23 protein-coding genes and 1 pseudogene are annotated in these 23,384 nt (G+C 68.9%); 15 read left to right on the top strand and 9 right to left on the bottom strand.

Annotation, left to right across the window (positions count from 1 at the left end; translation table 11 throughout):
- Nucleotides 1-132: 132 nt before the first annotated feature.
- On the top strand, nucleotides 133-897 hold the full coding sequence (locus IEZ09_RS10070) for a pectate lyase (RefSeq protein ID WP_189253356.1): 765 nt from the start codon (nucleotides 133-135) through the stop codon (nucleotides 895-897).
- 38 nt (nucleotides 898-935) lie between these two features.
- Here the strand turns inward: IEZ09_RS10070 and IEZ09_RS10075 are convergent, their stop codons facing one another.
- The 5 genes from IEZ09_RS10075 to IEZ09_RS46300 are packed head-to-tail and all read right to left on the bottom strand — an operon-like array spanning nucleotide 936 to nucleotide 7,292.
- Nucleotides 936-2,081, bottom strand: a complete 1,146-nt coding sequence (locus IEZ09_RS10075; protein ID WP_229812413.1) for an enolase C-terminal domain-like protein — start codon at nucleotides 2,079-2,081, stop codon at nucleotides 936-938.
- Nucleotides 2,078-3,346, bottom strand: a complete 1,269-nt coding sequence (locus IEZ09_RS10080; RefSeq protein WP_189253358.1) for an ABC transporter substrate-binding protein — start codon at nucleotides 3,344-3,346, stop codon at nucleotides 2,078-2,080. The genes IEZ09_RS10075 and IEZ09_RS10080 overlap by 4 nt, the downstream gene beginning before the upstream one ends.
- 9 nt (nucleotides 3,347-3,355) lie before the next feature.
- Entirely contained in the window at nucleotides 3,356-4,240 is an 885-nt protein-coding gene (locus IEZ09_RS10085) for a carbohydrate ABC transporter permease (protein WP_189253359.1), read from the bottom strand.
- Nucleotides 4,237-5,112 (bottom strand): carbohydrate ABC transporter permease, encoded by an 876-nt coding sequence (locus tag IEZ09_RS10090; RefSeq protein ID WP_229812414.1) that lies wholly within the window; start codon nucleotides 5,110-5,112, stop codon nucleotides 4,237-4,239. Before IEZ09_RS10090 ends, IEZ09_RS10085 begins: the two co-directional genes overlap by 4 nt.
- Nucleotides 5,109-7,292, bottom strand: coding sequence for a pectinesterase family protein (locus IEZ09_RS46300; RefSeq protein ID WP_229812415.1), 2,184 nt, complete (start codon nucleotides 7,290-7,292; stop codon nucleotides 5,109-5,111). The genes IEZ09_RS10090 and IEZ09_RS46300 overlap by 4 nt, the downstream gene beginning before the upstream one ends.
- 379 nt (nucleotides 7,293-7,671) lie before the next feature.
- On the opposite strand from IEZ09_RS46300, the gene IEZ09_RS10105 reads away from it, so the two are divergent.
- The 6 genes from IEZ09_RS10105 (at nucleotide 7,672) to IEZ09_RS10130 (ending at nucleotide 13,882) form a co-directional block, all read left to right on the top strand.
- Nucleotides 7,672-8,559: a cellulose binding domain-containing protein gene (locus tag IEZ09_RS10105; protein WP_189253360.1), complete on the top strand. Its 888-nt coding sequence runs from the start codon at nucleotides 7,672-7,674 to the stop codon at nucleotides 8,557-8,559.
- Between the two features lie 40 nt (nucleotides 8,560-8,599).
- Nucleotides 8,600-9,601 (top strand): TerC family protein, encoded by a 1,002-nt coding sequence (locus tag IEZ09_RS10110; RefSeq protein WP_189253361.1) that lies wholly within the window; start codon nucleotides 8,600-8,602, stop codon nucleotides 9,599-9,601.
- A 61-nt stretch (nucleotides 9,602-9,662) separates the two neighbouring features.
- Entirely contained in the window at nucleotides 9,663-11,090 is a 1,428-nt protein-coding gene (locus tag IEZ09_RS10115; protein WP_189253362.1) for a hypothetical protein, read from the top strand.
- Nucleotides 11,090-11,674: a VOC family protein gene (locus IEZ09_RS10120; RefSeq protein ID WP_189253363.1), complete on the top strand. Its 585-nt coding sequence runs from the start codon at nucleotides 11,090-11,092 to the stop codon at nucleotides 11,672-11,674. The genes IEZ09_RS10115 and IEZ09_RS10120 overlap by 1 nt, the downstream gene beginning before the upstream one ends.
- 43 nt (nucleotides 11,675-11,717) lie before the next feature.
- Entirely contained in the window at nucleotides 11,718-12,296 is a 579-nt protein-coding gene (locus IEZ09_RS10125) for a TetR/AcrR family transcriptional regulator (RefSeq protein ID WP_189253364.1), read from the top strand.
- The gene (locus tag IEZ09_RS10130; RefSeq protein WP_189253365.1) at nucleotides 12,293-13,882 is read left to right on the top strand and encodes a CocE/NonD family hydrolase; all 1,590 of its coding nucleotides are present in this window, start codon (nucleotides 12,293-12,295) and stop codon (nucleotides 13,880-13,882) included. The genes IEZ09_RS10125 and IEZ09_RS10130 overlap by 4 nt, the downstream gene beginning before the upstream one ends.
- 31 nt (nucleotides 13,883-13,913) lie before the next feature.
- On the opposite strand, the gene IEZ09_RS10135 is transcribed toward IEZ09_RS10130, so the two are convergent.
- On the bottom strand, nucleotides 13,914-14,114 hold the full coding sequence (locus IEZ09_RS10135) for a hypothetical protein (RefSeq protein ID WP_189253366.1): 201 nt from the start codon (nucleotides 14,112-14,114) through the stop codon (nucleotides 13,914-13,916).
- A gap of 227 nt (nucleotides 14,115-14,341) precedes the next feature.
- On the opposite strand from IEZ09_RS10135, the gene IEZ09_RS10140 reads away from it, so the two are divergent.
- The gene (locus IEZ09_RS10140; RefSeq protein WP_189253367.1) at nucleotides 14,342-14,572 is read left to right on the top strand and encodes a hypothetical protein; all 231 of its coding nucleotides are present in this window, start codon (nucleotides 14,342-14,344) and stop codon (nucleotides 14,570-14,572) included.
- 4 nt (nucleotides 14,573-14,576) lie between these two features.
- Here IEZ09_RS10140 and IEZ09_RS10145 read toward each other — a convergent pair whose 3' ends face one another.
- Together IEZ09_RS10145 and IEZ09_RS10150 are read right to left on the bottom strand one after the other, a co-directional pair.
- Nucleotides 14,577-15,653 (bottom strand): serine/threonine-protein kinase, encoded by a 1,077-nt coding sequence (locus tag IEZ09_RS10145; RefSeq protein WP_189253368.1) that lies wholly within the window; start codon nucleotides 15,651-15,653, stop codon nucleotides 14,577-14,579.
- Between the two features lie 35 nt (nucleotides 15,654-15,688).
- Nucleotides 15,689-16,276 (bottom strand): NADPH-dependent F420 reductase, encoded by a 588-nt coding sequence (locus IEZ09_RS10150; protein WP_189253369.1) that lies wholly within the window; start codon nucleotides 16,274-16,276, stop codon nucleotides 15,689-15,691.
- Nucleotides 16,277-16,342: 66 nt separating this feature from the next.
- Here IEZ09_RS10150 and IEZ09_RS10155 point away from each other — a divergent pair, with 66 nt between their 5' ends.
- The gene (locus tag IEZ09_RS10155; RefSeq protein WP_229812416.1) at nucleotides 16,343-16,714 is read left to right on the top strand and encodes a winged helix-turn-helix transcriptional regulator; all 372 of its coding nucleotides are present in this window, start codon (nucleotides 16,343-16,345) and stop codon (nucleotides 16,712-16,714) included.
- Nucleotides 16,715-16,804: 90 nt separating this feature from the next.
- A complete protein-coding gene (locus tag IEZ09_RS10160) occupies nucleotides 16,805-17,212 on the top strand; it encodes a hypothetical protein (protein ID WP_189253370.1) in 408 nt (135 codons plus the stop codon).
- A gap of 118 nt (nucleotides 17,213-17,330) precedes the next feature.
- Here the strand turns inward: IEZ09_RS10160 and IEZ09_RS10165 are convergent, their stop codons facing one another.
- A complete protein-coding gene (locus IEZ09_RS10165; protein ID WP_229812417.1) occupies nucleotides 17,331-18,338 on the bottom strand; it encodes a LacI family DNA-binding transcriptional regulator in 1,008 nt (335 codons plus the stop codon).
- 125 nt (nucleotides 18,339-18,463) lie between these two features.
- Between IEZ09_RS10165 and IEZ09_RS10170 the strand changes: the two genes are divergently transcribed.
- The 5 genes and pseudogenes from IEZ09_RS10170 to IEZ09_RS46305 all read left to right on the top strand — a co-directional run.
- Nucleotides 18,464-19,963, top strand: coding sequence for a sugar ABC transporter ATP-binding protein (locus IEZ09_RS10170; protein WP_229812418.1), 1,500 nt, complete (start codon nucleotides 18,464-18,466; stop codon nucleotides 19,961-19,963).
- Nucleotides 19,964-20,016: 53 nt separating this feature from the next.
- On the top strand, nucleotides 20,017-21,045 hold the full coding sequence (locus tag IEZ09_RS10175) for an ABC transporter permease (protein WP_189253439.1): 1,029 nt from the start codon (nucleotides 20,017-20,019) through the stop codon (nucleotides 21,043-21,045).
- Nucleotides 21,038-21,997: an ABC transporter permease gene (locus tag IEZ09_RS10180; protein ID WP_189253372.1), complete on the top strand. Its 960-nt coding sequence runs from the start codon at nucleotides 21,038-21,040 to the stop codon at nucleotides 21,995-21,997. Before IEZ09_RS10175 ends, IEZ09_RS10180 begins: the two co-directional genes overlap by 8 nt.
- Nucleotides 21,994-23,055, top strand: a complete 1,062-nt coding sequence (gene rhaS / locus IEZ09_RS10185; RefSeq protein ID WP_189253373.1) for a rhamnose ABC transporter substrate-binding protein — start codon at nucleotides 21,994-21,996, stop codon at nucleotides 23,053-23,055. Before IEZ09_RS10180 ends, rhaS begins: the two co-directional genes overlap by 4 nt.
- Before the next feature lies 1 nt (nucleotide 23,056).
- Nucleotides 23,057-23,365: pseudogene (locus IEZ09_RS46305) on the top strand (L-rhamnose mutarotase); the annotation flags it as partial.
- Nucleotides 23,366-23,384 lie beyond the last annotated feature (19 nt).

The raw sequence follows: 23,384 nt of genomic DNA on the forward strand, positions 1-23,384 counted from the left end.
CCGCAGACAGCCGGAACGGTCCCGAAAATTCGACGAATTTCGATTCGAATTGTCGACGTGAATTGACAGGAAACAGATACCGCGCACTACCATCGGAATTACCGCCGCGCATCCGGAGCAAACGGAGCGCACATGAGGAAACTCGCAGCAATGATGTTCGTCGCTGCGCTGGCCACAATGCTCGCACCCCAGGCGCAGGCCGCGGGCAGCACGTTTCCGACGCCCACCGGGCAGAAGCCGGTCAGCGCGACCATCAAGGTGCCGTCAGGCACTTACGACGGTGGCATGAAGCGGTTCTACGGCACCGGGAACCTCGGGTCGGGAGGCCAGAACGAGAACCAGGACCCGATCTTCCAGCTCGCCGACGGCGCGACGCTGAAGAACGTGGTGCTGGGCGCCCCCGCCGCGGACGGCGTGCACTGCCTCGGCACGTGCACGCTGACCAACGTGTGGTGGGAGGACGTGGGCGAGGACGCGGCCACGTTCAAGGGCACGTCGTCGTCGCAGACCATGACGATCAACGGTGGCGGCGCGCGCAAGGCGTCCGACAAGGTGTTCCAGCACAACGGACCGGGCACGATGTACATCCGCAACTTCCAGGTGGACGACTTCGGCAAGCTCTACCGGTCCTGCGGCAACTGCAAGAAGCAGTACAAGCGGGACGTGGTGCTGGAGAACATCACGGCGTTCTCGCCAGGCAAGACGCTGGTGGGCATCAACACCAACTACGGCGACACGGCACGGCTTTCGAAGATCACGATCGTCGGCGACAGCAGCCGCAAGATCGTGGTCTGCGAGAAGTACCGCGGCGTCACGAGCGGTGAGCCGACGAAGATCGGCAGCGGCCCGGACAGCACGAACTGCCTCTACAAAACGTCCGACGTGACGTATCGCTAGTGGAAATGGCCCCGGGACGAGTTCCCGGGGCCATTTCTTCACCACGTTTCGACGGTGTGCGAACCGATGTGGTCGAAATTCCAGTCGTCACCGATTCCCGGCGACAGCGAAAGCGACACCTCGCCGTGCTCGTCCAATTCGTCGGGGATGGAGTTCCGGTGCGGCGGCACCCGGTCGAAGTCGACGTGCGGATGCAGCAGTCCGCGTTCGTACCACCGGCCCGCATCCGTGGCGCCGAGCACCGTCAGACTGGCGGTGCCGTTGCCGTGGATCTCGCAGTCGAGGTTGAACGACTCCGCGAGGTGCACGGTCTTGAGCACCGGAGTGATGCCGCCGGCACCGGCCGGACCGGCCCGCAGGATGTCGCACGCTCCTGAAGTGATCCACTCGGCGCGGGTCAGGTGCTTGCCCCACGCCACCTCCGGCCCGATCACGGGGATCACCAGCTGCTCGGACAGCCACCGGTAGGAGCTGATCGACGCCTCCTCCATCGGTTCCTCGAACCAGTAGAAACCGAGCTCCTCCAAAGCCTTGCCGAGTCGAAACGCTTCAGTGCGCGAGTACCAGTGGCTCGCATCGAGCATCAGCTCCACGTCCGGCCCGACCGCCTCGCGCACGGCCTGGCACGCCGCGATGTCCCGGGAGACGCTCGGTGCGCCCGGCACCGGCGGCATCCAGGTGTGCAGCTTGATCGCCCGGTAGCCGGTCGACACCAGGTGCTTGGCGAAGTCGGCGTAGTCGCCCGGCGTCGCCAGCCCGTCGGTGTCGCCGCACATCGTGCTGGCGTAGGCGGGAATCCGGTCACGGGCACCACCGGCGAGCTTCCACGCGGGCAGCCCGGCCTTGCGCGCGACGAGATCCCACAACGCCGTGTCGACAAACCCGAGCGCACGGTCGGTGAACCCGCCGCCCGATCCCCGTTGCCGCCGTGCCATGAGCCGCCAGAGCCGTTCGCGGTCCCACGGGTCCTGCCCGCTCAGCACCGGCCGCACGTGCTGGTCGAGCACGGCGGGCCGGAGGTGATCGGGCTGGACCTGGCAGTACCCGGTCACGCCGTCGGTGTCGGTGATCTCCAGCAGCGCCTCGGTCACCTCGTGCTCGGGCGCGGGATGCCGGTGCCCTTCGGGATCCACGGCCGTGCACGCGGTCGTGGTGAACGTGCGCACGGCAACGCGTTCGATCACTTGCGCTTCTCCCATTCCTGCTGTGCGGTCGTGAGCTTGGCCGCGAGCTGGTCGAGGAACTCCTGCGCGGGCATCTGACCGAGCAGCACCTTCTGGTACAGCGGCTCGGTGTCGGTCTTGGTGATCGACGAGTACTCGGGCAGGTACACCGGCGCGGGCACGATGACGGTCGCCGGGTCCTCCAGCACCCCGAGCGCCATCTTCACGGCCGGGTTCTTCTGGATCCACCCGGCACCGCGCACGTCGGTGTTGGCCGGGATCTGGCCGACCTTCTCGTTCCAGTAGCCGTTGCTCTCCGCCGAGGTCAGGAACTCGACGAACTTCCACGAGGCGTCCCGGTTCTTGCTGCCCTTGAACACCGCGAAACCGTCGGTCGGGTTCGGCACGACGGTCCGCTTGCCCGACGGGCCCTTCGGCAACGGCATGGCGCTGACGCGTTCCGGGCCGAGCGCCTTCATCACGTCTCCGGTCGAGCCGAGGTTGTGGTGCATCATCGCGACCGTGCCGCCGGTGAACTGCGCGACCATCTGCGTGTAGTTGTTGCTGACGTCCGCCTCGGGCGTCGCCTTCTTGTACAGCTCGGCCACCTTGCGCACGAGCTCGGCGTTGCGCGGGTCGTTGACCGTGCTCCTGCCGCCGTCGTAGAACTTGTCGATGCCGGAGTAGGAGTAGGTCTCGGACAGCAACTGGAAGATCGATCCGGCGCCGCCGCGGATGGTGAAGCCGTACTGGTTGTCCGCGGGCTTCGTCAGCTGCGTCGCGGCCTTCACCAGATCGTCCCACGTGGACGGTTCGGCGATCTTGTGCTCCGCGAACCGGTCGGAGCGGTACCAGATGACGTCGAGGTTGCCCGACGCGGGAACGGCGTAGAGCTTGCCGTCGGGGGCGGTCTGCCGCACGGTCTCGAGCAGGCCGGGCAGCAGCTTTCCCTTGAGCGGCCCGTTCTCCAGCCGGTCGTCGGCGGGTTCGAGCGCGTCCTGCCCGACGAGGTGCGCGAGGTAGGAGGTCGTGACGCCGCCGACGTCCGGGGTCGAGCCGCCCGCGATGGCCGTGTCGTACTTCTGCTGCACCGACGAGCTCGGCACGCCGACGTACTCGACCTTGATGTCCGGGTTCGCCGCCTCGAACCGCTTGATCAGCTCCTCGTAGATGGGCGTGCGCCCGGGGCCGCCGTTGTTGTCCCAGAACGTGATCGTCGTCGGACCGTCCTGCCCGGCGGAACACGCGCTCAGCACGAGCGCCAGCGCGACCAGCAGTCTCCTCATGCGTCTCCCCTATCCCTTGACCGCGCCTGCGCTGAGTCCCTGCACGAGGAACCGCTGCACCACGGCGAAAACCAGCACGACCGGCACCGCGGCGACGACTCCGCCCGCCGCGAGCGCCCCGAAGTCGGTGTTGAACTCGCCCAGCGCGTAGCTGAGCCCGACCGGCAGAGTGAACTTGTCCTGTTTGCTCGCGAACATCAGCGCGAAGAGGAAGTTGTTCCAGGCACCGATGAACGCGAAGGACCCGACGGCCACCAGGGCCGGACGGAGCTGGGGCAACGTCACCGCGAAGAACGCCCGCAGCCGCGAACAGCCGTCGACCATCGCGGCTTCCTCCAGCTCCACCGGCACGTTGCGCACGAAGCCGCTCATCAGGATCAACGCGAGCGGCAGCTGGAAAGCGGTGTCCGCGACGACCAGTCCGGTGAGGCTGTTCAGCAGCCCGGCGGTCTTGAAGATCACGAACAGCGGGATCAGCATCATCGCGCCGGGGATGAACTGCGTGCACAGCAACGCCAGCAGGAACACGCGCTGGCCGCGGAACTTGAAGCGCGCCAGCGCGTAGCCGCCCATCAGCGCGAACACCGTGACGGTGACCAGCGTGCCGAGCGCGATGATCAGGCTGTTCTGGAAGAACAACCCGAAGCCGATGCCGTTCCACACGGTGTCGAAGTGCTCGAACGTGATCGGCCACGGCACCAGCGCGGTCTCCCCCGCCGGGCGCAACGCGAAGACGAGCATCCAGTAGAACGGGATCAGCGTGAACAGCAGGTAGAGCACCAACGGCAGGTGCAGGCGGACGAACCGGCTGGGGTCGCGGTGCTTCTTGCGCCGTGGTGGCGCCGTCGGTGGTGGTGACACCGGGGTTTCCGCGCGGGTGAGGGTCTGGGTCACGCTCGGCTCCCGAACTTGGACAGCCTCAGGTAGAGGATCGAGAAGAACAGCAGGATCACGAAGCCGGCCATCGTGAGCGCCGAGCCGTAGCCGAAGTCGTGCGAGTCCACGGCTTTGCGCGCCACGTACAGCGGCAGCGTCGTGGTCTGGTTCGCCGGGCCGCCGCCGGTGAGCGTGTAGATCAGGTCGACGTTGTTGAACTCCCACACCGCACGCAGCAGCGTCGAGAGCACGATCGCGTCACGCAGGTGGGGCAGGGTGACGCTGATGAACCGGCGCCATCGTCCGGCGCCGTCGACCGACGCGGCCTCGTACAGGTCGCCCGGAATCGTCTGAAGGTCGGCGAGCAGCAAGATCGCGAAGAACGGCACGCCGCGCCACAGCTCGGTGACGACGGTGGCCGGGAAGACCGTCGCCGGGTCGCCGAGCACCGACGTGCCGGGATCGCCGATGCCCCACTGCGCGAGCTGCTGGAAGACGCCGGTCGAGGGGTTGTACAGCAGGATCCAGATGCCGGTGGTGAGCACACCGGACACCGCCCACGGCGAGAACACCAGCGCTCGTGCCACCGCGCGGCCGATGAACGTCTCGTTGACGATCAGCGCGAGGATCAGGCCCAGCACGAGCTGCAGGCCGACCTCGGCGACGACCCACTTGGCGCTGAACACGAGGCTCTGCCAGAAGAGCGGATCGTCGAACAGCATCCTGCGGAAGTTCTCGAACCCGATGAAGCCGTTCTTCCACGGCTGGGTGACCGTGTGCTGGCGGAGGCTGAACCATCCGACCGACGCGATCGGGTAAACGAGGAACACCGCCATCAGCAGCAGTGTCGGAGCGATGAGCGCATAGGGCGCCCAGGTGCGAGTCCTCACGCGGGGTTCCACCCGTCCAGGTAGGCGCTCTTGGTGAACCGCTTCGCCTCGTCGTCGGTGAGCTGCGGGCGGTCGGTGCCCGTGCCCGCGCCGGGTCCGGTGTTGCGGTACTCCGCGAACCTGGCCTCACGCCACGGGAAGCCGGACATGTCGGTCCACGGCACGGGCTTGATCGCGGCGGGCAGGACGGTGTCGCGGACGACGACCTGCGCGATCGCCTCCGGATCGCCGCCGGGGTGCCAGGGCCTGCCGAGGAAGTACGTGCCCGCGGGCGCGTCGCTGCGGATGTGCGAGTTCGTGATCAGGAACCCGCGGGGGTTGGAGCGCTGGGTGCTCGCGGCGGTGATGTAGCCGTTCGGGTCGCTGCCGCGGGTGAGAGCGGTGATCGTGGCCCGGTCGAAGACCGCGGTGGCACGGCCGAAGAGGAAGTCGACGTCGCCGGTGATCGCGCAGTCCCGGTAGTACTGGCGGGAGCGCGTGGTCACGTTCGGGCTGTCGGCGTACAGCGTGTCCTGGTGGCCCTCGAAGTGCACCCGGTCGAAGAACATCCGGTCTCCGGTGGCCTTCACCGCGACGGCCTGGGTGTTCGTGATCTCCGGGTGCTTCCTGCGGTCGAACGAGTTGCGGAAGGTGAGGTCGCGTGCCTTGAAGTCGTCCGCGGCGATGGTCGCTGTGGCGCTGCCGGACGTGCCGTAGGTGGTGCCGTCGGGTTTCTTCGTGCCGTTGGCGTTGTCGTAGTCGATCACGACGTCCTGCGCGCGTCCGGTGGCGCCGCGCAGGGTCAGGCCGCGCTTGCTCACGGGGATCTTGACGACCTCGCGGTACACGCCCTTCGGCACGGTGATCACGGCGCCGGCGGGTGCGGCGTCGATCGCGGACTGCACGGTCGCGAAGCCCTGGCCCACCACGAGGTGACGCCCTGCGGGTTGCGCGCCCGCCTTCAGGTGCCTGATCCGGTGGGCGGGTTCGAGGCCGCGGTTCAGCGTCGGGGTCCAGCCGGCGTCCGTGCCGAGCTTCTTCTCGGGGAACGCGGTGTTGAAGGCGCCGACCAGGCTGACCGGTTTCCCGTCGACGAGGTTGCCGGTGTCGGTGATCGCCGTGCCGCCCCAGTTGTAGACGACCTTCTCGGGCGCGATACCGCGGATGTAGTTGTTCTGGGCGTAGATCTGGGACTTCACGCCGACGCCCCAGCTGTACACCTGGGAGCCCTCGTACAGGTTGTTGTAGACGTGCACCTGGCCGAACCGCACCCGCGGGCCGCGTTCCTGGACGTTGCGGAAGATGTTGTGGTGCACCGAGACCCGCAGCTTGCCGGGGTCGGTCGTCGAGGTGTTGGACCCGCCGATCAGCATGGTCTTGCCGTGCTCGGTGAACACGTTGCGCGACACGGTGACCAGGTCGGAGGCCGCGGTGATGTCGAGCTGGCCGTCGTGCACCTGGTAGGGCCGCTCGAAGTGGAGCGGCTGGGTGCTGTCGGGGTTCGGCTCGTCGGTGAACGTGTTGTGGTCGATCCAGACGTGTTCGGACTTCTGCAGCGACACCGAGTCCCAGAGCGAGTTCCAGTTGCCGGGCGGAGCACCGGGGCTTGAGTCGGTGGGGTCCCAGGCGGGGAAGCAGTCGGAGGTGTCGCGGAAGGTCAGGTTGCGCACGATCACGTTGCTGGCGCCGTGGATGCGCAGGCTGCCACCCGTGATGCCGGCACCGGGAGAGGCTCCGATGATCGTCGTGTCCGAACCGACCTCGAACCCGATCACCGCCAGCTGGTTGCGCGCTGAGGCCGCCCGCGCGTCCTCGAGCGGTCCCTGCGGCTTGCGGTCACGGCCCCAGACGGCGGGGTCGTAGGCGGCGAGGTACGCGGGCAGCGTGTAGCCGCCGGTCGCGTAGTCCTCGCACTCCAACGGTTTCCCGTCGGGGCCGGTGTTCGCCTCGATGACACCCTTGATCCGGATGATCCGCGGGGCGGGTGCGGCCAGCGCGGCGACGAGCTCGGCGCGCGTGCGCACGGTGTGCACGTGGTCGGCGGGCGCGGCCGCGCCACCGGTGGTCCCGGAACCGGTCGAGGCCCACCCGTCTCCGTTGGGCAGAACCTCTCTGGCCGGGTCGTGCCCGGCGTGCGCGGGTGCGCCCACCAGCCCCGTGCAGGCGCAGGCCAGCACAAGCGCACGTACGAACAATCGCATGGCGCAACACCCTTCGAATGGGTTGTTCATATTTGTGAACGCCGTCCACGAGCGTGAACCGGATATTACGAACACGTGCGCCGGGCGTCAATGAAATGAATGCGTTCGACAATTCGATCGGAAATTCGACAAGAATTCGAATCGAACACCTCGAAATGGCCCGCACGGCTGCCGACTCGTGTGCCAGGTGACATGCTCATCACGATCTGTCAGCTTGTCGAACCATGTTTCGACAGTTCTACCAGGGAGTTCGATGCGATTCGACGACCTGATCGTCGAACGGAACTTGTCAGTCTCGTATTGACCAGGTCTGCCGTCTGGTCTAACTTCCCCGGCCATTGCCCAGCTCCACTCGTACCACCGCAGTACCGGGGGAAGAATGAGACCCAGATCGTCCGTTCTGGTGATCGGCGCGATATTCCTGACCGCCGGATGCACCGGAACGCCCACTCCGATCGCGTCCGGACCGCCGTCCAGTCACCACCTCGTCGCGCCGCCGACCATCGCGAACACGCTGACCGTCCAGGGGGTGGAGGACGGCCGCACCGTGCTCCTGTCGGACGGCACGCGGATCCGCATGGCCGGGCTCGCCGCGCCGGAGGAGTGCTGGGCGGGCGCCGCCACCGCGTTCGCCAAGGCCTTCCTGCTCGACAAGCCGGTGAAGGTCGATCCGGGCGATCCCGCGATCGTCGACGAGGTCCCGTTGTGGCTCGAGGACGGCACCGAGTACGCGTTGCTCGCCGTCAGCCAGGGGGTGCTGCGCCACGCCTCGCCGCACGACGCGGCGTTCCGCGACGCCGAGGACGCCGCCGCGAAGGCGGGACTGGGCCTGTGGGGCGATCCCTGCCGCGGCCAGCCCAAGGGACCCACCAGCACGCCGGCGCCGCCACCACCCGCCGCCTCGACACCGAAACCGGCGCCGACCACGACCACGACCGCCCCGGTGTTCGGGTGCGCCATCACCTACCGCGTCACCTACCGCTGGAACGGCGGCTACAACGCCGATGTGACGATCATCAACACGGGAAACGCGCCGATCTCCGGCTGGACGCTGCGCTGGACGTTCACCCGCGGCCAGATCGTGACGGACATGTGGAACGCCACCGCCAAGCAGAACGGCGCCGACGTGAGCGCCACCAACGTCTCGTACTCCGCCACCATTCCGGCCGGAGCCAAGCAGGTGGTCGGGTACACAGGAAGCAACCGCGCGGACAACCCGGACCCGATCGGTTTCTCCGTCAACGATCACCCGTGCCAGATCCGGTAACGTCCTTTTAAGACGGACAGGACTTCTCGGAGGAGTGGCTGTGCTGGAGATCAGCGGACTGACGTGGGCGGTCACGATCGGGTTGATCGTGGTGCTGCTGGCGGTCGACCTCGTGCTCGCGGCATGGCGGCCGCACCGGATCGGCTTCCGCGAAGCCAGTCTGTGGTCGGTGTTCTACATCCTCGTCGCCGTCGGCTTCGGCGTGTGGTTCGCGATGGCGCACGGCGGCGAGTTCGGCGCGGAGTACTTCGCCGGCTACATCGTCGAGAAGAGCCTTTCGGTCGACAACCTGTTCGTCTTCGTGATCATCATGACCACGTTCCTGGTGCCGGAGGAGCACCAGCACAAGGTGCTGACGTTCGGCATCGTGCTGGCGCTGATCATGCGCGCGATCTTCATCGCGGTCGGCGCGACGCTGCTGTCGTTGTTCTCCTTCATGTTCCTGCTGTTCGGCCTGCTGCTCATCTACACCGCCGTGCAGCTGTTCCGGCATCGCGACGAGGATCCCGACGTCGAGAACAACGTCGTGGTCAAGACCGCCCGCAAGCTCCTGCCCGTCACCGACGACTACGTCGGCGGCAAGATCTTCACCCGCGTCGACGGCAGGCGCATGGCCACTCCCCTGTTCGTCGTGCTGGTCGCGATCGGCGGCGTCGACCTGCTGTTCGCGCTCGACTCGATCCCCGCGGTGTTCGGCGTGACCGAGGAGCCCTACATCGTGTTCACCGCCAACGCGTTCGCGCTGCTCGGCCTGCGCGCGTTGTTCTTCCTCGTCAAGGGCCTGCTCGACCGGCTGGTGTACCTGTCGACCGCCCTCGCGATCATCCTCGCGTTCATCGGCGTGAAACTGATCCTGCACTGGGGCCACGTCGACATCTCCGCGTCGATCCCCGAGGTGCCCACACCGCTCAGCCTCGGCGTGATCATCGCCATCCTCGTCGTCGTGACGGTCGCCAGCCTCGTCAAGACCCGCAACGACCCGTCGGCCAAGGCGCACCCCGGTTCGCTGCGCGGACACCAGGAGCCGCGCGAAACGGACTGACGCCCCCGAGCGGCCGTGGGATGCTGCCCGCACGTGATCCCGCCGATCTCGGAGGTGCACCTTGGGTGCCGGCACGTACGGAGACGCCGCCTACCGCTTCCTCGTTCCCGATGCGCCGCACCACAAGCGCACCGACTCGGACCTGTTCCCCGCCTTCGACTCCACGCGGGCGGCCACGCTCAACGTGTTCCGGGCGAGGCCGGGCGTCCAGCGCCCGAGCCTGGTCTCGTCGTGGTCGGGGACGATCGAGAGCCTGCTGCTGTCGTTCCCCTCCTACGGGGTGCACACCGCAGAGCTCACGGCGGGCTACCGGTCCGTGATCAACGCGATGCGGGTGGGAACCCGGTTCGTGGTGGTGCACCACGAGAGTGATCGTCAGGTCGTCGAGGAGTGGTTCAGCGGGCATCCCGCGGCGAACGTGTCGTACGTGCCGATGCCGGACTACGTCGACTTCACCGACTGGGCGGAGGACGGCTACCTCGCGCTCGTCGACGCCGACGACGAGACGAGCCTGACGTACCTGCTGGAGCCGTGGTCGTTCCCGCGCTCGGGCGACTCGCTGATCGCGGACACCGTCGAGGAGTACACGCCGGTGCGGGCTAGCCAGGCGCCGCTGGTGTTCCAGGGCGGCAATTGCCTCGTCGGCGACGACTTCTGGTTGCTGGGCACCGACTACTTCCTCGACACGCTGGAGCTGATCCGCAGCGGTGAGCTGCCGGTGAGCGTGCCGGAGGGTCGCACGGAGGTCGAGTTCGTCCGCGAACTCTTCGGCAGGCACGTCGACAGCGGGCGGGAACTCCAGCTCGTCGGCACGAAACGCCCGCTGGGGCTGAAGAAGTACTACGCGACGGTGGAGGCCGGGCAGTACCTGCTCGACCTGCCCGATGGCGGCACCGGCGACCTGCAGCCGATCTTCCACATCGACATGTTCGTGACGCTGGCCGGTCCCGGCGACGACGGCCGGTTCCGCGTGCTCGTGGGCAGCCCGGCGCTCGCCGACGCCGCACTCGGCACGAAGTCGCCGTTCGCGCTGCAGACCGCCTACGACGAGATCGCGGCCGAGTTCGAGCGGCGCGGATTCGCAGTGCGGCGCAACCCGCTCGTCCACCGGCCGCAGATCACCCAGCAGCTCACGTTCGCGGCGCTGCGCGACTTCGCGGGCACCCCGGACGGCGCCGAGCTGCGCCAGGTCGTCGCCGAGTTCACCGCGGCGGGCGCGCAGCAGGAGACCACGATCCAGGTCCGGTCGTGGCACCACATCACCTGGAACAACTGCCTGGTGGAGAACAGTTCCAGCGCGGGCAGGACGGTCTACCTGCCGACGTTCGGTCACGGCGAGCAGTCCGACCTGGCGGTGATCGACGACGAGATGGAGGAGCTGTGGACCGGCATGGGGTTCACGGTGGTCCGGCTCGCCGACTTCAACGCCTTCGCCAGCCGCCTCGGTGTCGTCCACTGCATCAAGAAGTACCTGGGACGGGGTGCGTGATGATCGACCACCTCGTCTACGCCGCGCCGGATCTCGACGAGGCCGTGACCGAGGTCGAGGAACGCTTCGGGGTGCGGGCCGACGGCGGTGGCCAGCACGTCGGCCTGGGCACGCACAACAGGTTGCTCGCGCTCGGGCCCCGGACGTACCTGGAGATCATCGCTCCCGACCCGCGCCAGCCGGAGCCGGAGCTGCCGCGACCGTTCGGAGTGGACGGTGTGACGCGGCCCGGCCTGGTCGCGTGGGCGATCACGTGCGACGACATCGAGCACGCAGCCGCCGTTGCCGGTCTCGGTGAGGTGATCGACGGCCGGCGGCGGACCGCCTCGGGCGAGGTGCTGCGGTGGCGGCTCACCAGCAACGCCCTCACCGGTGGCGTGGTGCCGTTCCTGATCAGCTGGGGCGACACGCCCTCACCCGCGCTGTCCGCGCCTGCCGGGCTCGTCCTGGAGTCGTTGCACGTCGAACACCCCGATCCGGAGTTGATCACGCCACGCCTGCGCGCTCTCGGAGCCGATGTCGAGGTGCGACGTGCCCCGGAACCCGGCCTCGTCGCCTTCATCTCCGGACAGGAGCTCAGATAAGTAACACTTGCGCACTTAGTAACACATGTGCATGATCTGAGGCGTGAATCTGCACGAGGCCGAGCCTGTCCGCGATCCACGGGTGCGCCGGACCCGCGCGGCCGTGCTGCGGGCCGCGTTCGAACTCGTCACCGAACGCGGCACGACCGCGATCACGGTGTCCGAGATCGCGGAGGCCGCGGACGTCAGCCGCCGGGTCGTGTACCAGCACTTCGGCGACCTGGACACGGTGCTGCTGGAGGCCGGTCTCGACCTTGCGCGGCGCGAGCTGCTGCCACGGCTCACGAATCACCAGGAGGGCGTGGACGCACGTGCGGAGACCCTCGCCGTGGCGACGCACTTCGCCCGGCACCAGGTGTTCTACCACGCCCTGCTGACCGGCTCCTGCGCGTTCGCCCTCGACCGAGGCCTGATCAGCCTGCTCCTGCCGGTCAACCGGCAGGCCGTCGAGCACCTGCACGGCGACCGGCTCACCGCCCAGGCCGCCGACGACCTCGCCGCCTTCATCACCGGCGGCGCGGGGTCGTTCATCACGGCGTGGGTGGTCGACGGCGCGCATGATCCGGAGGCGTTCACCGACCGGTTGATCGCCGTGATCTCACTTCTGCTGGAGGTCCGATGATCAGCCACCTCATCGAGCGCAAGCTGAGGCTCTCACCGCCGCTCACCCGCAACGTCGTGGTGCAGAAGGACTTGCGCGTGCCGATGCCCGACGGCGTCGAGCTGCTGGCGGACCGGTGGATGCCGCGCTCCGGTGGCGACGGGCTGCCGACCGCGCTGATCCGCTCCCCCTACGGCCGGCGGATGTTCGGCCAGATCCTCGCGCGACCACTGGCCGAGCGCGGCTACCAGGTGCTGATCCAGAGCACGCGCGGCGGGTTCGGCTCCGGCGGCACGTTCGACCCGATGGTGCAGGAACGCGCGGACGGGCTCGCGACGCTGGACTGGCTGGTCGCGCAGCCGTGGAGCGACGCGATCGTGCTCTACGGGCTGAGCTACCTCGGGCACGTGCAGTGGGCGGTCGCCGACCAGCTGCCGCCCCAGGTCAAGGCGATGATCCCGGTCGTGACGGAGTCCGCGCTGACGCTCGAGTTCCTGCGCTCCGACGGCATGTCCCTGGAAACGCCGTTCGGCTGGGGCGTGCTGGTCGGCACCCAGGAGCGTTCCCTGGCGTTCCTGCGCAAAGCGGTGCAGGACAAGAAAACCGCACGCGCGCTGCGGACGCTTCCGCTGCGCGACGCCGACATCGCGGCGTTCGGTGAGCGTTCCGCCTACATCCAGGACATCCTCGTCCACGACGCCGATTCCCCGCGGTGGGAAGGGCTCGACCACCGCCACCGGGTCGCCGCCGTCACCGTGCCGGTCAGCTCGATCGGCGGCTGGTACGACATCTTCCTGCCCGGCCAGCTGCGCGACTTCCAGACGCTCCAGGCGAACGGCCACCCGGCCCGGCTGACCGTCGGCCCGTGGACGCACGCGGAGTTCACCTCCACACCGGTCGACGAGGCCGTCGAGTTCGGGCTGGCCCACGCCCGCGGTGAGCAACCGCCGGATCGCGCGCCCGTCCGGCTGTACGTCATGGGCGAGGAAGCGTGGCGTGAGTTCTCGTCGTGGCCACCAGAAGGCTACTCACCACGACGTTTCCACCTCGGTTCCGAGGGTGCGCTGACGGCGGAGGTGCCGACCGAGTCCTCAGTGGACACCTACCGCTACGACCCCGCCGATCCGACTCCGGCGGTGGGCGGTGTGCGCCTGGTGGCGGACAGCGGTCGCGTCGACAACACCGCGCTGGAGGCACGGCCCGACGTCCTCACCTACACGACACCCGTGCTGGACTCCGACGTCGAGGTGATCGGCGAGGTGAGCGCCGAGATCTGGTTCTCCTCCAGCCTTCCCCACGCCGACGTGTTCGTGCGGCTCTGCGACGTCGATCCCGACGGCCGCTCGTGGAACGTGTGCGACGGCCTGGTCAGTCTGTCCGACGCCACCGAACCGCGGTGCGCCGTCGTCCGGTTGTGGCCGACGGCGCACCGCTTCCGGCGTGGCCACCGCATCCGGGTGCAGGTCTCCAGCGGCGCTTTCCCGCGCTACGCCCGCAATCCCGGTACCGGTGAACCACGTGCCACGGCCACTGCGTTGCTCGCGGCCGATCAGACCGTCCACTTCGGACCCGATCGGCCGTCCGCGATCACGCTACCCGTGCGCTGAGGTACTACAGGGCACTTGATGGTGCCCTGGGTCATTCACGTGCTCCTCCGGCCGGGAGGTCTGATGTCGTGAGCCCGAGCATCAGGAGGAGCTCCCGGCAGTCGCCCGCGTCGTGGGAGTGTTCCGCCACCCTGCGGGCCGCCGCACGCTGCTGAACGGCTTCTGCCTGCTCGGCGGCGATCCTCGCTTCGGCGAAGCCGGTCGCCGGGCCGCGCGTTCTGGTCGAAGTCATCACGGCATCAGCCGCGCAAAAGAACGTTCGCGAGCCCGTGACTTCGTGGGAAGAACGAGGTAGAGCTGATGATCCGGCGGCAAGCCGGCGCTCCTGTCCCCGGCCGGATAGCCCTCTGGCCGGACTGGATCGGGGCCGGCGACGGCGGGCTGCCGACAACGTGCGAACCCCGACCGGCCAGACTGTACAGCAGAGACTCCCAGGGCGCCGCGCAGTACTGTCGGTGCATGTCAGAAGAACAGGGCGGCCCCGCGATAGGCCCCACGCTGTCCGAGTGGCGCAAGGCGCGCGCGGAGACCGAAGAGCACCTCGCCACCGGCGCCACCCCTCCCGTCGACGACGCCTGGGTGCAGCGGCTCGCGGATCTGCTGGCCACCGAACGATCCTGGCAGGATCAGTACACCGATCTGCTCGCGCTGGGCAGCAAGGGCGGCCAGTTCCCGTCGTCCAACCGCTGACGGTTCAGGGCTTGCCCTTTCCCTTGCCCTTGCCGGGCTTGCCCTTCCCCTCGTTGTTCGCCTGAACGGGTGGCTGTACGACGGTCGACACGACGGGTTGCTCCACCACGGGTGCCGGCTGGGTCGACGTCTGCTGCTGCTGCTGGGTGGTCTGCGGTGGTGCCGACTCCGCAGGGGTGACCTGCTGGTTCTGCACGACGAGCCCGATGCCGACGGCGGCGGCCAGCACCGCGGCCGAGGCGGCGGCGAGCACGCCGCGGTGACGGCGGGGAACCGGCGCCACGAGGGTCTGCGTGCCCGGACCGCGCAGGATGTCGGCGCACTCACGCGCGGTCGGGCGGCGACCAGCGGGCAGGGCCGTCATCAACGACAACAACCGGGCGAGGTCGAACGGCAGGTCGTCCGGGATCACCGGCGGCCGGTGCAGCCTGGCCACGGCCGCCTCGATCTCGGCACCCTCGTACTCCCGGTGCCCGGTCAGGCACTCCAGCAGCACCAGCCCGAGCGCGTACACGTCGACCGCCGGCGTGATCTCCCCGCCGCGCACCTGTTCCGGCGCCAGGTACGCCGCCGTGCCGACGACCTGATCGGCCCGCGTGAACCTGGCGCCGTCCACCAGCCGCGCGAGACCGAAGTCGGCCAGGCGCGGGGTGTCGTCATCGTCGAGCAGGATGTTGGACGGCTTGACGTCCCGGTGGACGAACCCGCGATCGTGCACATGCGCCAGGGCGTCGGCCAGCGCCGCCCCGAGCCTGCGCACCTCGCCGACCTCCATCGGTCCGTTGGCGAGGTGGTCACGCAGAGTGCGGCCGTCGACCAGTTCCAGCACCATGAACGGCGTGTCACCGCTGGTGTCCGCGTCGTACACGGTCACGAGGCCCGGATGTGACAACGTGGCGAGCGTGCGGATCTCGTTGTCGAACCGCCGCACGTCGGCCATGTCGCCGTTGCGCCGGAACAGTTTCACCGCGACGTCCCTGGCCAGCACAACGTCCCTGGCCCGGCGCACCTCCGCCACGCCACCCGTGCCCAGCACCTCGCCCAACCGGTAGCGGTCGGCGAGAAGACGTCTGTCCGGCATACCAGAAGGTTCCCGCTCAACGGGTGATCCAACCGTCAGTCGGGGATCGCGAACGCGGCCTCCAGCGGCGGCAACGCGGCACGGGCGTCGACACCCGCGAACCACAGGCCCACCACGAACGCCGACATCGCCTCCAGGTACCGGGCCCGGTTCAGCCCACCCGCGCGGACCGGCTCCGCCTTCAGGTCGCGAACCAGTTGCTCAACGGCCGCAAGTGCCTCCGCATCGTCACCGCACAACGGAACCGCCAGCCGGCGTCCCTCGAACACCCGCTCGTCGGCCTCCCACACCTCGGCCGCACACAGGTTGAACGCCTTCACCACCCGCGCTCCCGGCGCGAGCTCCGCCACCCGCTCGGCGACGGCGTCCTCGCCCAGCACCATGGAGCCGCCGTCCGGCTCGAAGGCGTTCGTGCAGTCGATCAGCGTCCGCCCTTCGAAGTCCTCTTCTCCCAACACTTCCGCCAGCGCCGACACGGGCACCGCCAGCAGCGTCACGTCACCGAACGCCACGGCCTCGCGCACCTCGCCGCGTCCGCCGTACCGGAGCTCGTGACCCGCCGCGGCCCAGCCGTTGCCCAGTGCCCGTGCCATCTGTCCCGCACCGATGATTCCGATTCGCATGCCGCAGACGCTAGGAAACCCGAAAGGCACCTCCAGGTGCGCAACGCGCCTGGCAGGCTGAACGCCGTGACGATCGAAGAGAGGGATCTCGGGCCGTACGGCGACTTCGAGGCCGACTGCCCGGCCAGGATCGCGGTCGACCTGTTCGGCAACTCCTGGCTGACGGTGATCGTCTACACGTTGCGGAACGGCCCGATGCGACCCGGCGAACTACGCGCCACCATCGGCCACATCAGCCAGAAGATGCTCACGCAGACGTTGCGGCGCATGGAGAACATGGCCCTCGTGGAACGCCGCCGGTACGCCGAGGCCCCGCCGCGCGTCGAGTACGAGCTGACCAAAGCGGGACGCGATCTGCTGGTGCCGATCTTCGCCCTCGGGGAGTGGGCGGACGAACACGGCGACACCGTCCGGAACGCGCTGTTCGGCGAAACCTGATTTTGTTTGGCCCCTCGCTCGCTTGATCACACCGTGGCTAATGTCGCTGTGCGGCCGCGACAACCGCCAACAACAACGAGGTGGAGAATCATGCGTGCAATTTCGACGTTGGTGCTGAGCGCTGCCGCAATAGTGGCCACGGCATTGCCGGCCGCAGCACAGGTCGATGCCGCCGTCGCACTCGCGCCGCAGGGCAGGCTCGAGGCGCGGGGTGCCGCCGTCACCGTGCCGGTGCGGGTGATGTGCCAGAAGGGCGCGACCGGGTCGCTGTGGGTGCAGGTCACCCAGAACGTGCGCGGTGAGCTCGCGATCGGCGACAAATACACGCCCAGCGTTCCGTGCACCGGTCAATACCAGCGGATCGACGTGACCGTGGTGTCACGCACGAAGGCGTTCCGGCAGGGCGTCGCATTCACGTCCGCGTCGCTGAACGTCTATCTTCCGCCGGACCAGTCGAACACCGTGGAAGAAGACCGCGAAATGATGCTGGTGCGATGACCCACAACGCTGGGCGTCAATTTCACGCTCAGTAGGGCACCTCACGGCGGCACCGCGATGCACCGCCTGACCGCGAGGTGGCCGGCAACGTTGTGCGCCACCGCGCCAGTCCGATAATTCAGCGTTTCACCGCGCTCGAAGCGCGGACCACGAGCTCCGGCTGGAACTTCACGTGCCGGTGCTCGTGGTCCGGCTCGTTCTCCGACAGCAGCAGCTGGGCGGCGGTGCGGCCCAGCTGCTCGCGCGGCTGGCGCACCGACGTCAGCGGCACGGCGGCGGCCGCGGCGAACTCGATGTCGTCGTAGCCCACCACGGCCAGGTCGTCCGGCACGCGCAGGCCCTGCTGCGTCATCGACTGGAGCAGGCCGAGTGCGAGCAGGTCGTTGGCGCAGAACGCCGCGGTCGGGCGGCGTGACGACGGCAGGCCCACGAGCCGCTCCCCCGCGCCGCGGCCTTCCGCGACCTGCAGGCCCTTCGTCTCCAGGAACGTCAGCGCGTCGGCGGGGAGACCCGCGTTGGCCAGGGCGCGCAACGCGCCCGAGTGGCGGTCGCGCACCTGCTGGATCGACAACGGGCCGCCGATCATCGCGATCCGGGTGTGGCCGGCCTCGATCAGGTGGGTCACCGCGAGCTCACCGCCGAGGACGTCGTCCACGGCGACCGAGCAGCGCGTGCCGTCCGTCGACGCGCGGTCGACCAGCACCAGCGGGGTGCCGCGTTCGGTGAACCGGGCGCTGTCGCCGTCGACCGGGGTGATCAGGATGCCTTCGACGCGCTGCTCGTGCAGCAGCTCCAGGTACTCGCGTTCGCGGCCGTCGTCGGAGGCGCTGTTGCACAGGAACAGCGCGAGGCCCGCCTCCCGTGCCGCGTCCTCCACGCCGCGGGCGACGTCGGTGAAGAACGGGTTCGCGGCGTCGAGCACGACGTAGGCGATCACCCGGCTGCGGCCCGCGCGGAGCTGGCGCGCGGACTCGTTGCGCACGAAGCCCAGTTCGGCGATGGCGGCCAGCACCCGCTGCCGAGTGGCGGGAGCGACGACGTCCGGCCTGTTCAGCACGTTCGAGACGGTCGCGTTCGACACGCCGGCGTGCTGCGCGACGTCGCGGATGCCCACTGACGGCTTCACCGGCGGCTCCTTTGTTGAAACGTGACAACGAATCGTACCCCGCCTCTCTTGACATGGGGCCGCGACGCACTCAGAGTTCTCGTAACTCAGGCGTTAAAACGTTTCAACATCGAGGAGACGTCACCGTGGACCGACCTCCCGTGGTAGCGCTGGACGAGGTGAGCAAGTCCTTCGGCGCCGTCCGCGCCTTGGCCGGGGTGTCGCTGCGGCTGCTGCCGGGCGAGGCCCACGCGCTGCTCGGGGAGAACGGCGCAGGCAAGTCGACGCTGATCAAGACGCTCGCCGGGGTGCACCGGCCCGACGAGGGGCACGTGGAGGTCGACGGCGAGCCGCGGAGGTTCACAGGACCCGCCGACGCGCTCGCCGCGGGCATCGCGATCATCTACCAGGAACCGACGCTCTTCGGTGACCTGTCGGTGGCGGAGAACGTCTTCATGGGACGCCAGCCGCTCGGGCTCGGCCGTCGCATCGACGTCGCCGCGATGCACGCCCGCACAGCGGAGTTGTTCTCCCGCCTGGGTGTCCGGCTCGATCCGGCCCGGCCGGCGCGCGGACTGTCCATTGCGGACCAGCAGCTGGTGGAGATCGCCAAGGCGCTGTCGTTCGACGCCCGCGTGATCGTGATGGACGAGCCGACCGCGGCGCTGTCCGCCCACGAGGTGCAGCGGCTCTTCGGTGTGGTGCGGGCGTTGCGCGACCAGGACGCCGCGGTGCTCTTCGTGTCGCACCGGCTCGACGAGGTGTTCGCGTTGTGCCAGCGGGCGACGGTGTTGCGCGATGGCGAGTTCGTCTGGTCGGGCCCCCTCGACGGCGAGACCCCGGACTCCCTGGTGCGCCGGATGGTCGGCCGCGAGTTGTCGCAGCTCTTCCCCAAGGAGGACACGACCCCGGGCGAGGTTCTGCTGTCCGTGCAACGACTTACGCGCGAAGGTGTGTTCACCGACGTGTCGTTCGACGTCCACGCTGGCGAGATCGTGGCACTGTCCGGGCTGGTCGGCGCCGGGCGCAGTGAGGTCGCACGGGCGGTGTTCGGCATCGACCGGCCCGACGGCGGCGCGGTGCACGTGCGAGGCCGGAAGCTGAAGTACGGCTCCCCCACCGCCGCCATGGCCGCGGGGATCGGGTTCGTGCCGGAGGACCGCCGCCAGCAGGGACTCGTGATGGACGCGTCGATCGAACGCAACACCGCGCTCGCCTCGCTCGGCCAGTTGTCGAGGTTCGGGTTGCTCCGGCGACGCTCCGAACGCGCTTTGGCGCAGGACTGGGCGGTGAAGCTGCGGCTGAAGTTCGCGCGGCTGAGCGACCCCGTGGGAGTGCTGTCCGGCGGCAACCAGCAGAAGGTCGTGCTCGCGAAGTGGCTGGCGCGCAAGCCGTCCGTGCTGATCGTCGACGAGCCGACGCGCGGCATCGACGTCGGGACGAAAGCCGAGGTGCACCGCTTGTTGTCGGAGCTGGCCGGGCAGGGCGTGGCCGTGCTGATGATCTCGTCCGAGCTGCCGGAGGTGCTCGGCATGGCCGACCGCGTGCTGGTGATGCACGAAGGCCGGTTGGTCGAGGAGCTCTCACGCGCCGAGGCCACCGAGGAGCGCGTGGCGCTCGCCGCCGCCGGGCAGGTGACGCGATGACGCCGCACAAAGGCAATTCCGTCGCACCGCCGGCTCCCGCACACCACGCCGAAATGCCCGACGCCCCACCCGCCGAGCGCACCGCCGCTCGCCGCCTTTCCACCCGCGTGGGCCGCATGAGGGAACTCGGCATCGTCGTGGCCCTGGCCCTCGTGGTCATCCCGACCGCGGTCGTGAACCCTCGTTTCATCCAGCCGCAGAGCCTCCGCGACCTCCTCCTCAACGCCTCGATCGTCGCCCTGCTCGCCGTGGGCCAAACCCTCGTGGTCATCACCCGCAACGTCGATCTGTCAGTGGGTTCGGTCCTCGGCCTCTCGGCTTTCCTGACCGCGCAACAGTTCGCCGACCACCCCGGTACCCCGCTGCTGGCGGGCATCGGCTTCGGCGTCGCGGTCGGCCTGGCGTGCGGGCTGCTCAACGGCCTGCTCGTCGCGCTGGGCAACGTGCCCAGCCTCGTCGTCACCCTCGGCACCCTCTACGTGTTCCGCGGCATCGACTACGCGCTCGCCCAGGGCAGGCAGGTCAACGCCGCGAACCTCCCCGACGCGCTGCTGGACCTCGGCAGCAGCCGGGTCCTCGGTGTGCCGGTCCTCGTCCTGGTCACGGTCGTGGTCATCGCGGCCGCCGCGCTCCACCTGCGTTCCTACCGGTGCGGCCGCGAGCTGTACGCGATCGGCTCCAACCCGGAGGCCGCCACCCTGGCGGGCATCCCGGTCGCCAGGCGCACGCTCACCGCGTTCGTCCTCTCCGGACTGATCGCGGGGCTCGCCGGAGCGCTGTGGGTCGCCCGCTACGGCACGGTCGACGCGGCCGCGGGCACCGGCCTGGAACTCCAGGTCGTCGCGGCGGTGGTGGTGGGTGGTGTCGCGATCTTCGGCGGCTCCGGGACCGTGGCCGGTGCCGCGCTCGGCGCCCTCCTGCTCGGCACGATCACCAGCTGCCTGGTGGTGCTGCAGATCCCCGCGTTCTGGCAGCAGGCGATCGCGGGCGCGTTGCTGCTGGGCGCCATCACCGTCGACCGCCTGCTCGCGCTGCGGCTCGCGAAGGCCCTGCGCACCACGGAAGGGACCAGCCATGCGTAACCTCCTGCGGTGGGAGACCGCGCTGGTGTTCCTGCTGGTCGTCGTGGCACTCACCGGCCAGGTCGGCACGGACGGCTCGTTCCTGTCCGGTGGCAACCTCTTCTACCTCGGCCTGGACATCGGCGAGATCGCGCTGATCGCCCTCCCGCTGACACTGGTGATCGTCGCGGGCGAGATCGACCTGTCCGTCGCCTCCGTGCTCGGCCTGTCCAGCGCGTTGATCGGCTGGCTGTGGAACGCGGGCTGGCCGCTGGAGACGATCCTGCCGACGGTGATCGTCGCCGGCGCGCTCTGCGGGGCGTTCAACGGTCTGCTCGTCACGCGGCTCGGCCTGCCCAGCCTCGCGGTCACGATCGGCACGCTCGCCCTCTACCGCGGCCTCGCGCTCGTGGTGCTGGGCGACACGGCGGTCGCCGACTTCCCGGCGAGCTACACGTCGTTCGGCACGACACCGGTGCCCGGCACCGGCATCCCGTACCCGATCGTGCTCGCGGCGATCCTCGCGGTCCTGTTCGGCATCGCGTTGCACGCCAGCTCGTTCGGCCGGTCCGTCTACGCGATCGGCGCCAACGAGGAGGGCGCCCGCTTCTCCGGCATCCGGGTCAAGCGGATCAAGCTGATCCTCTTCGTGCTCGCCGGGGCGGTCGCCGCGATCGCGGGCATCGTCTACACGTTCCGCTTCTCCAGCGCCCGCGCGGACAACGGCGTCGGGCTCGAGCTGGCCGTCGTCGCCGCGGTCCTGCTCGGCGGTGTCTCCATCTTCGGCGGCAAGGGATCGCTCTTCGGCGTGCTCGCGGGCGTGCTGCTGCTGGGCGGTCTGCGCAACCTGCTGATCCTGCAGGACACCTCGACCGAGGTGCTCACCATCGTCACCGGCCTTCTGCTGCTGGTGAGCGTTCTCGCCCCGTCCGTCACCCGTCGCGTTGGAACTCTGCGAAAGGCCACACCATGAACCCACGTCTAGTGCTCGCCCTGGTGGTGTCCGGGGCCGTCGCGCTCACCGCCTGCGGTGGCACCACGAAGGACAGCGCGGGCCAGGACTCCGGCGGCGCCACCAACGCCGCCAAGGCCGACCCGAACGCGCCGCTGAAGGAAGGCCTCAAGATCACGTTCCTGCCCAAGCAGGTCAACAACCCGTACTTCACCGTGGCGCAGAAGGGTGCCGAGCAGGCGGGTACCGCGATCAAGGCGGAGGTCAAGGCCACCGGCCCGTCCGACGCCGCCGCGAGCTCGCAGGTCACCTACATCAACACCGCCGCCCAGCAGAAGCAGAACGCGCTGGTGATCTCCGCGAACGACGCCAACGCCGTCGCACCCGCGCTGAAGTCCGCGCGGTCCCAGGGGGTCAAGGTCGTCACGTTCGACTCCGACGCCGCCGCGGACGCCAGGGACGTCTTCATCAACCAGGCCACGTCGAACGAGATCGCGGCCGGCCAGGTGAAGCTCATCTCCGAGGCCGTCGGCGGCAGCGGTGAGATCGCGATCCTGTCCGCGACCCCGAACGCCACCAACCAGAACGCGTGGATCGAGGTCATGAAGACCGAGCTCGCGAAGCCCGAGTACTCCGGCCTGAAGCTCGTGGAGACCGCGTACGGCAACGACGACGACCAGACGTCGTTCCAGAAGACCCAGGGTCTGCTGCAGGCGCACCCGAACCTCAAGGGCATCATCTCGCCGACCACCGTCGGTGTCGCGGCCGCCGCCCGCTACCTCAGCTCGTCCGAGTACAAGGGCAAGGTCCAGCTGACCGGTCTCGGCACGCCGAACCAGATGCGCAAGTTCGTGCAGGACGGCACGGTGAAGTCGTTCGCGCTGTGGGACCCGAGCAAGCTCGGCTATCTCGCCACCTACGCCGCCGCCGCGCTCGCGTCCGGCCAGATCACCGGTGCGCAGGGCGAGAAGTTCAAGGCCGGTGACCTCGGCGAGTACACGATCGGCGCCAAGGGCGAGGTCGTGCTCGGGCCGCCGCAGGTGTTCACCAAGGACAACATCGACAAGTTCGACTTCTGACGTGCGGATCTGCTTCACCCTCCGGGTCCGGCCGGACCGGATCGACGAGTACAGGGCTCGGCACCGCGAGGTGTGGCCCGAGATGCGGGCCGCCCTCAGCGAGGCGGGTTGGCGCAACTACAGCCTCTTCCTCGCCGAGGACGGCCTGCTGATCGGCTACCTCGAATGCGACGACTTCGACGCGGCGCTAGCCGAGATGGCCCGCACCGAGGTCAACGCGCGGTGGCAAGCCGAGATGGCGGAGTTCTTCGTCGGCGACGGCAACGCCGACGAACGGATGCGGCCGCTGGACGAGGTCTTCCACCTCGACCGAAGAGCTTTGGGGACAA

Source organism: Lentzea flava (assembly GCF_014648475.1).
Lineage (GTDB): Bacteria > Actinomycetota > Actinomycetes > Mycobacteriales > Pseudonocardiaceae > Lentzea > Lentzea flava.

What these genes read in the sequence shown, in the direction of transcription:
- IEZ09_RS10140 (WP_189253367.1), top strand. Translation starts at nt 14,342, where the DNA reads ATGTCAGAAGAACAGGGCGGCCCCGCGATAGGCCCCACGCTGTCCGAG.
- IEZ09_RS10070 (WP_189253356.1), top strand. Translation starts at nt 133, where the DNA reads ATGAGGAAACTCGCAGCAATGATGTTCGTCGCTGCGCTGGCCACAATG.
- IEZ09_RS10080 (WP_189253358.1), bottom strand. Translation starts at nt 3,346, where the DNA reads ATGAGGAGACTGCTGGTCGCGCTGGCGCTCGTGCTGAGCGCGTGTTCC.
- IEZ09_RS10145 (WP_189253368.1), bottom strand. Translation starts at nt 15,653, where the DNA reads ATGCCGGACAGACGTCTTCTCGCCGACCGCTACCGGTTGGGCGAGGTG.
- IEZ09_RS10130 (WP_189253365.1), top strand. Translation starts at nt 12,293, where the DNA reads ATGATCAGCCACCTCATCGAGCGCAAGCTGAGGCTCTCACCGCCGCTC.
- IEZ09_RS46300 (WP_229812415.1), bottom strand. Translation starts at nt 7,292, where the DNA reads ATGCGATTGTTCGTACGTGCGCTTGTGCTGGCCTGCGCCTGCACGGGG.
- IEZ09_RS10160 (WP_189253370.1), top strand. Translation starts at nt 16,805, where the DNA reads ATGCGTGCAATTTCGACGTTGGTGCTGAGCGCTGCCGCAATAGTGGCC.
- IEZ09_RS10105 (WP_189253360.1), top strand. Translation starts at nt 7,672, where the DNA reads ATGAGACCCAGATCGTCCGTTCTGGTGATCGGCGCGATATTCCTGACC.
- IEZ09_RS10180 (WP_189253372.1), top strand. Translation starts at nt 21,038, where the DNA reads ATGCGTAACCTCCTGCGGTGGGAGACCGCGCTGGTGTTCCTGCTGGTC.
- rhaS (WP_189253373.1), top strand. Translation starts at nt 21,994, where the DNA reads ATGAACCCACGTCTAGTGCTCGCCCTGGTGGTGTCCGGGGCCGTCGCG.
- IEZ09_RS10135 (WP_189253366.1), bottom strand. Translation starts at nt 14,114, where the DNA reads ATGACTTCGACCAGAACGCGCGGCCCGGCGACCGGCTTCGCCGAAGCG.
- IEZ09_RS10150 (WP_189253369.1), bottom strand. Translation starts at nt 16,276, where the DNA reads ATGCGAATCGGAATCATCGGTGCGGGACAGATGGCACGGGCACTGGGC.
- IEZ09_RS10120 (WP_189253363.1), top strand. Translation starts at nt 11,090, where the DNA reads ATGATCGACCACCTCGTCTACGCCGCGCCGGATCTCGACGAGGCCGTG.
- IEZ09_RS10175 (WP_189253439.1), top strand. Translation starts at nt 20,017, where the DNA reads ATGCCCGACGCCCCACCCGCCGAGCGCACCGCCGCTCGCCGCCTTTCC.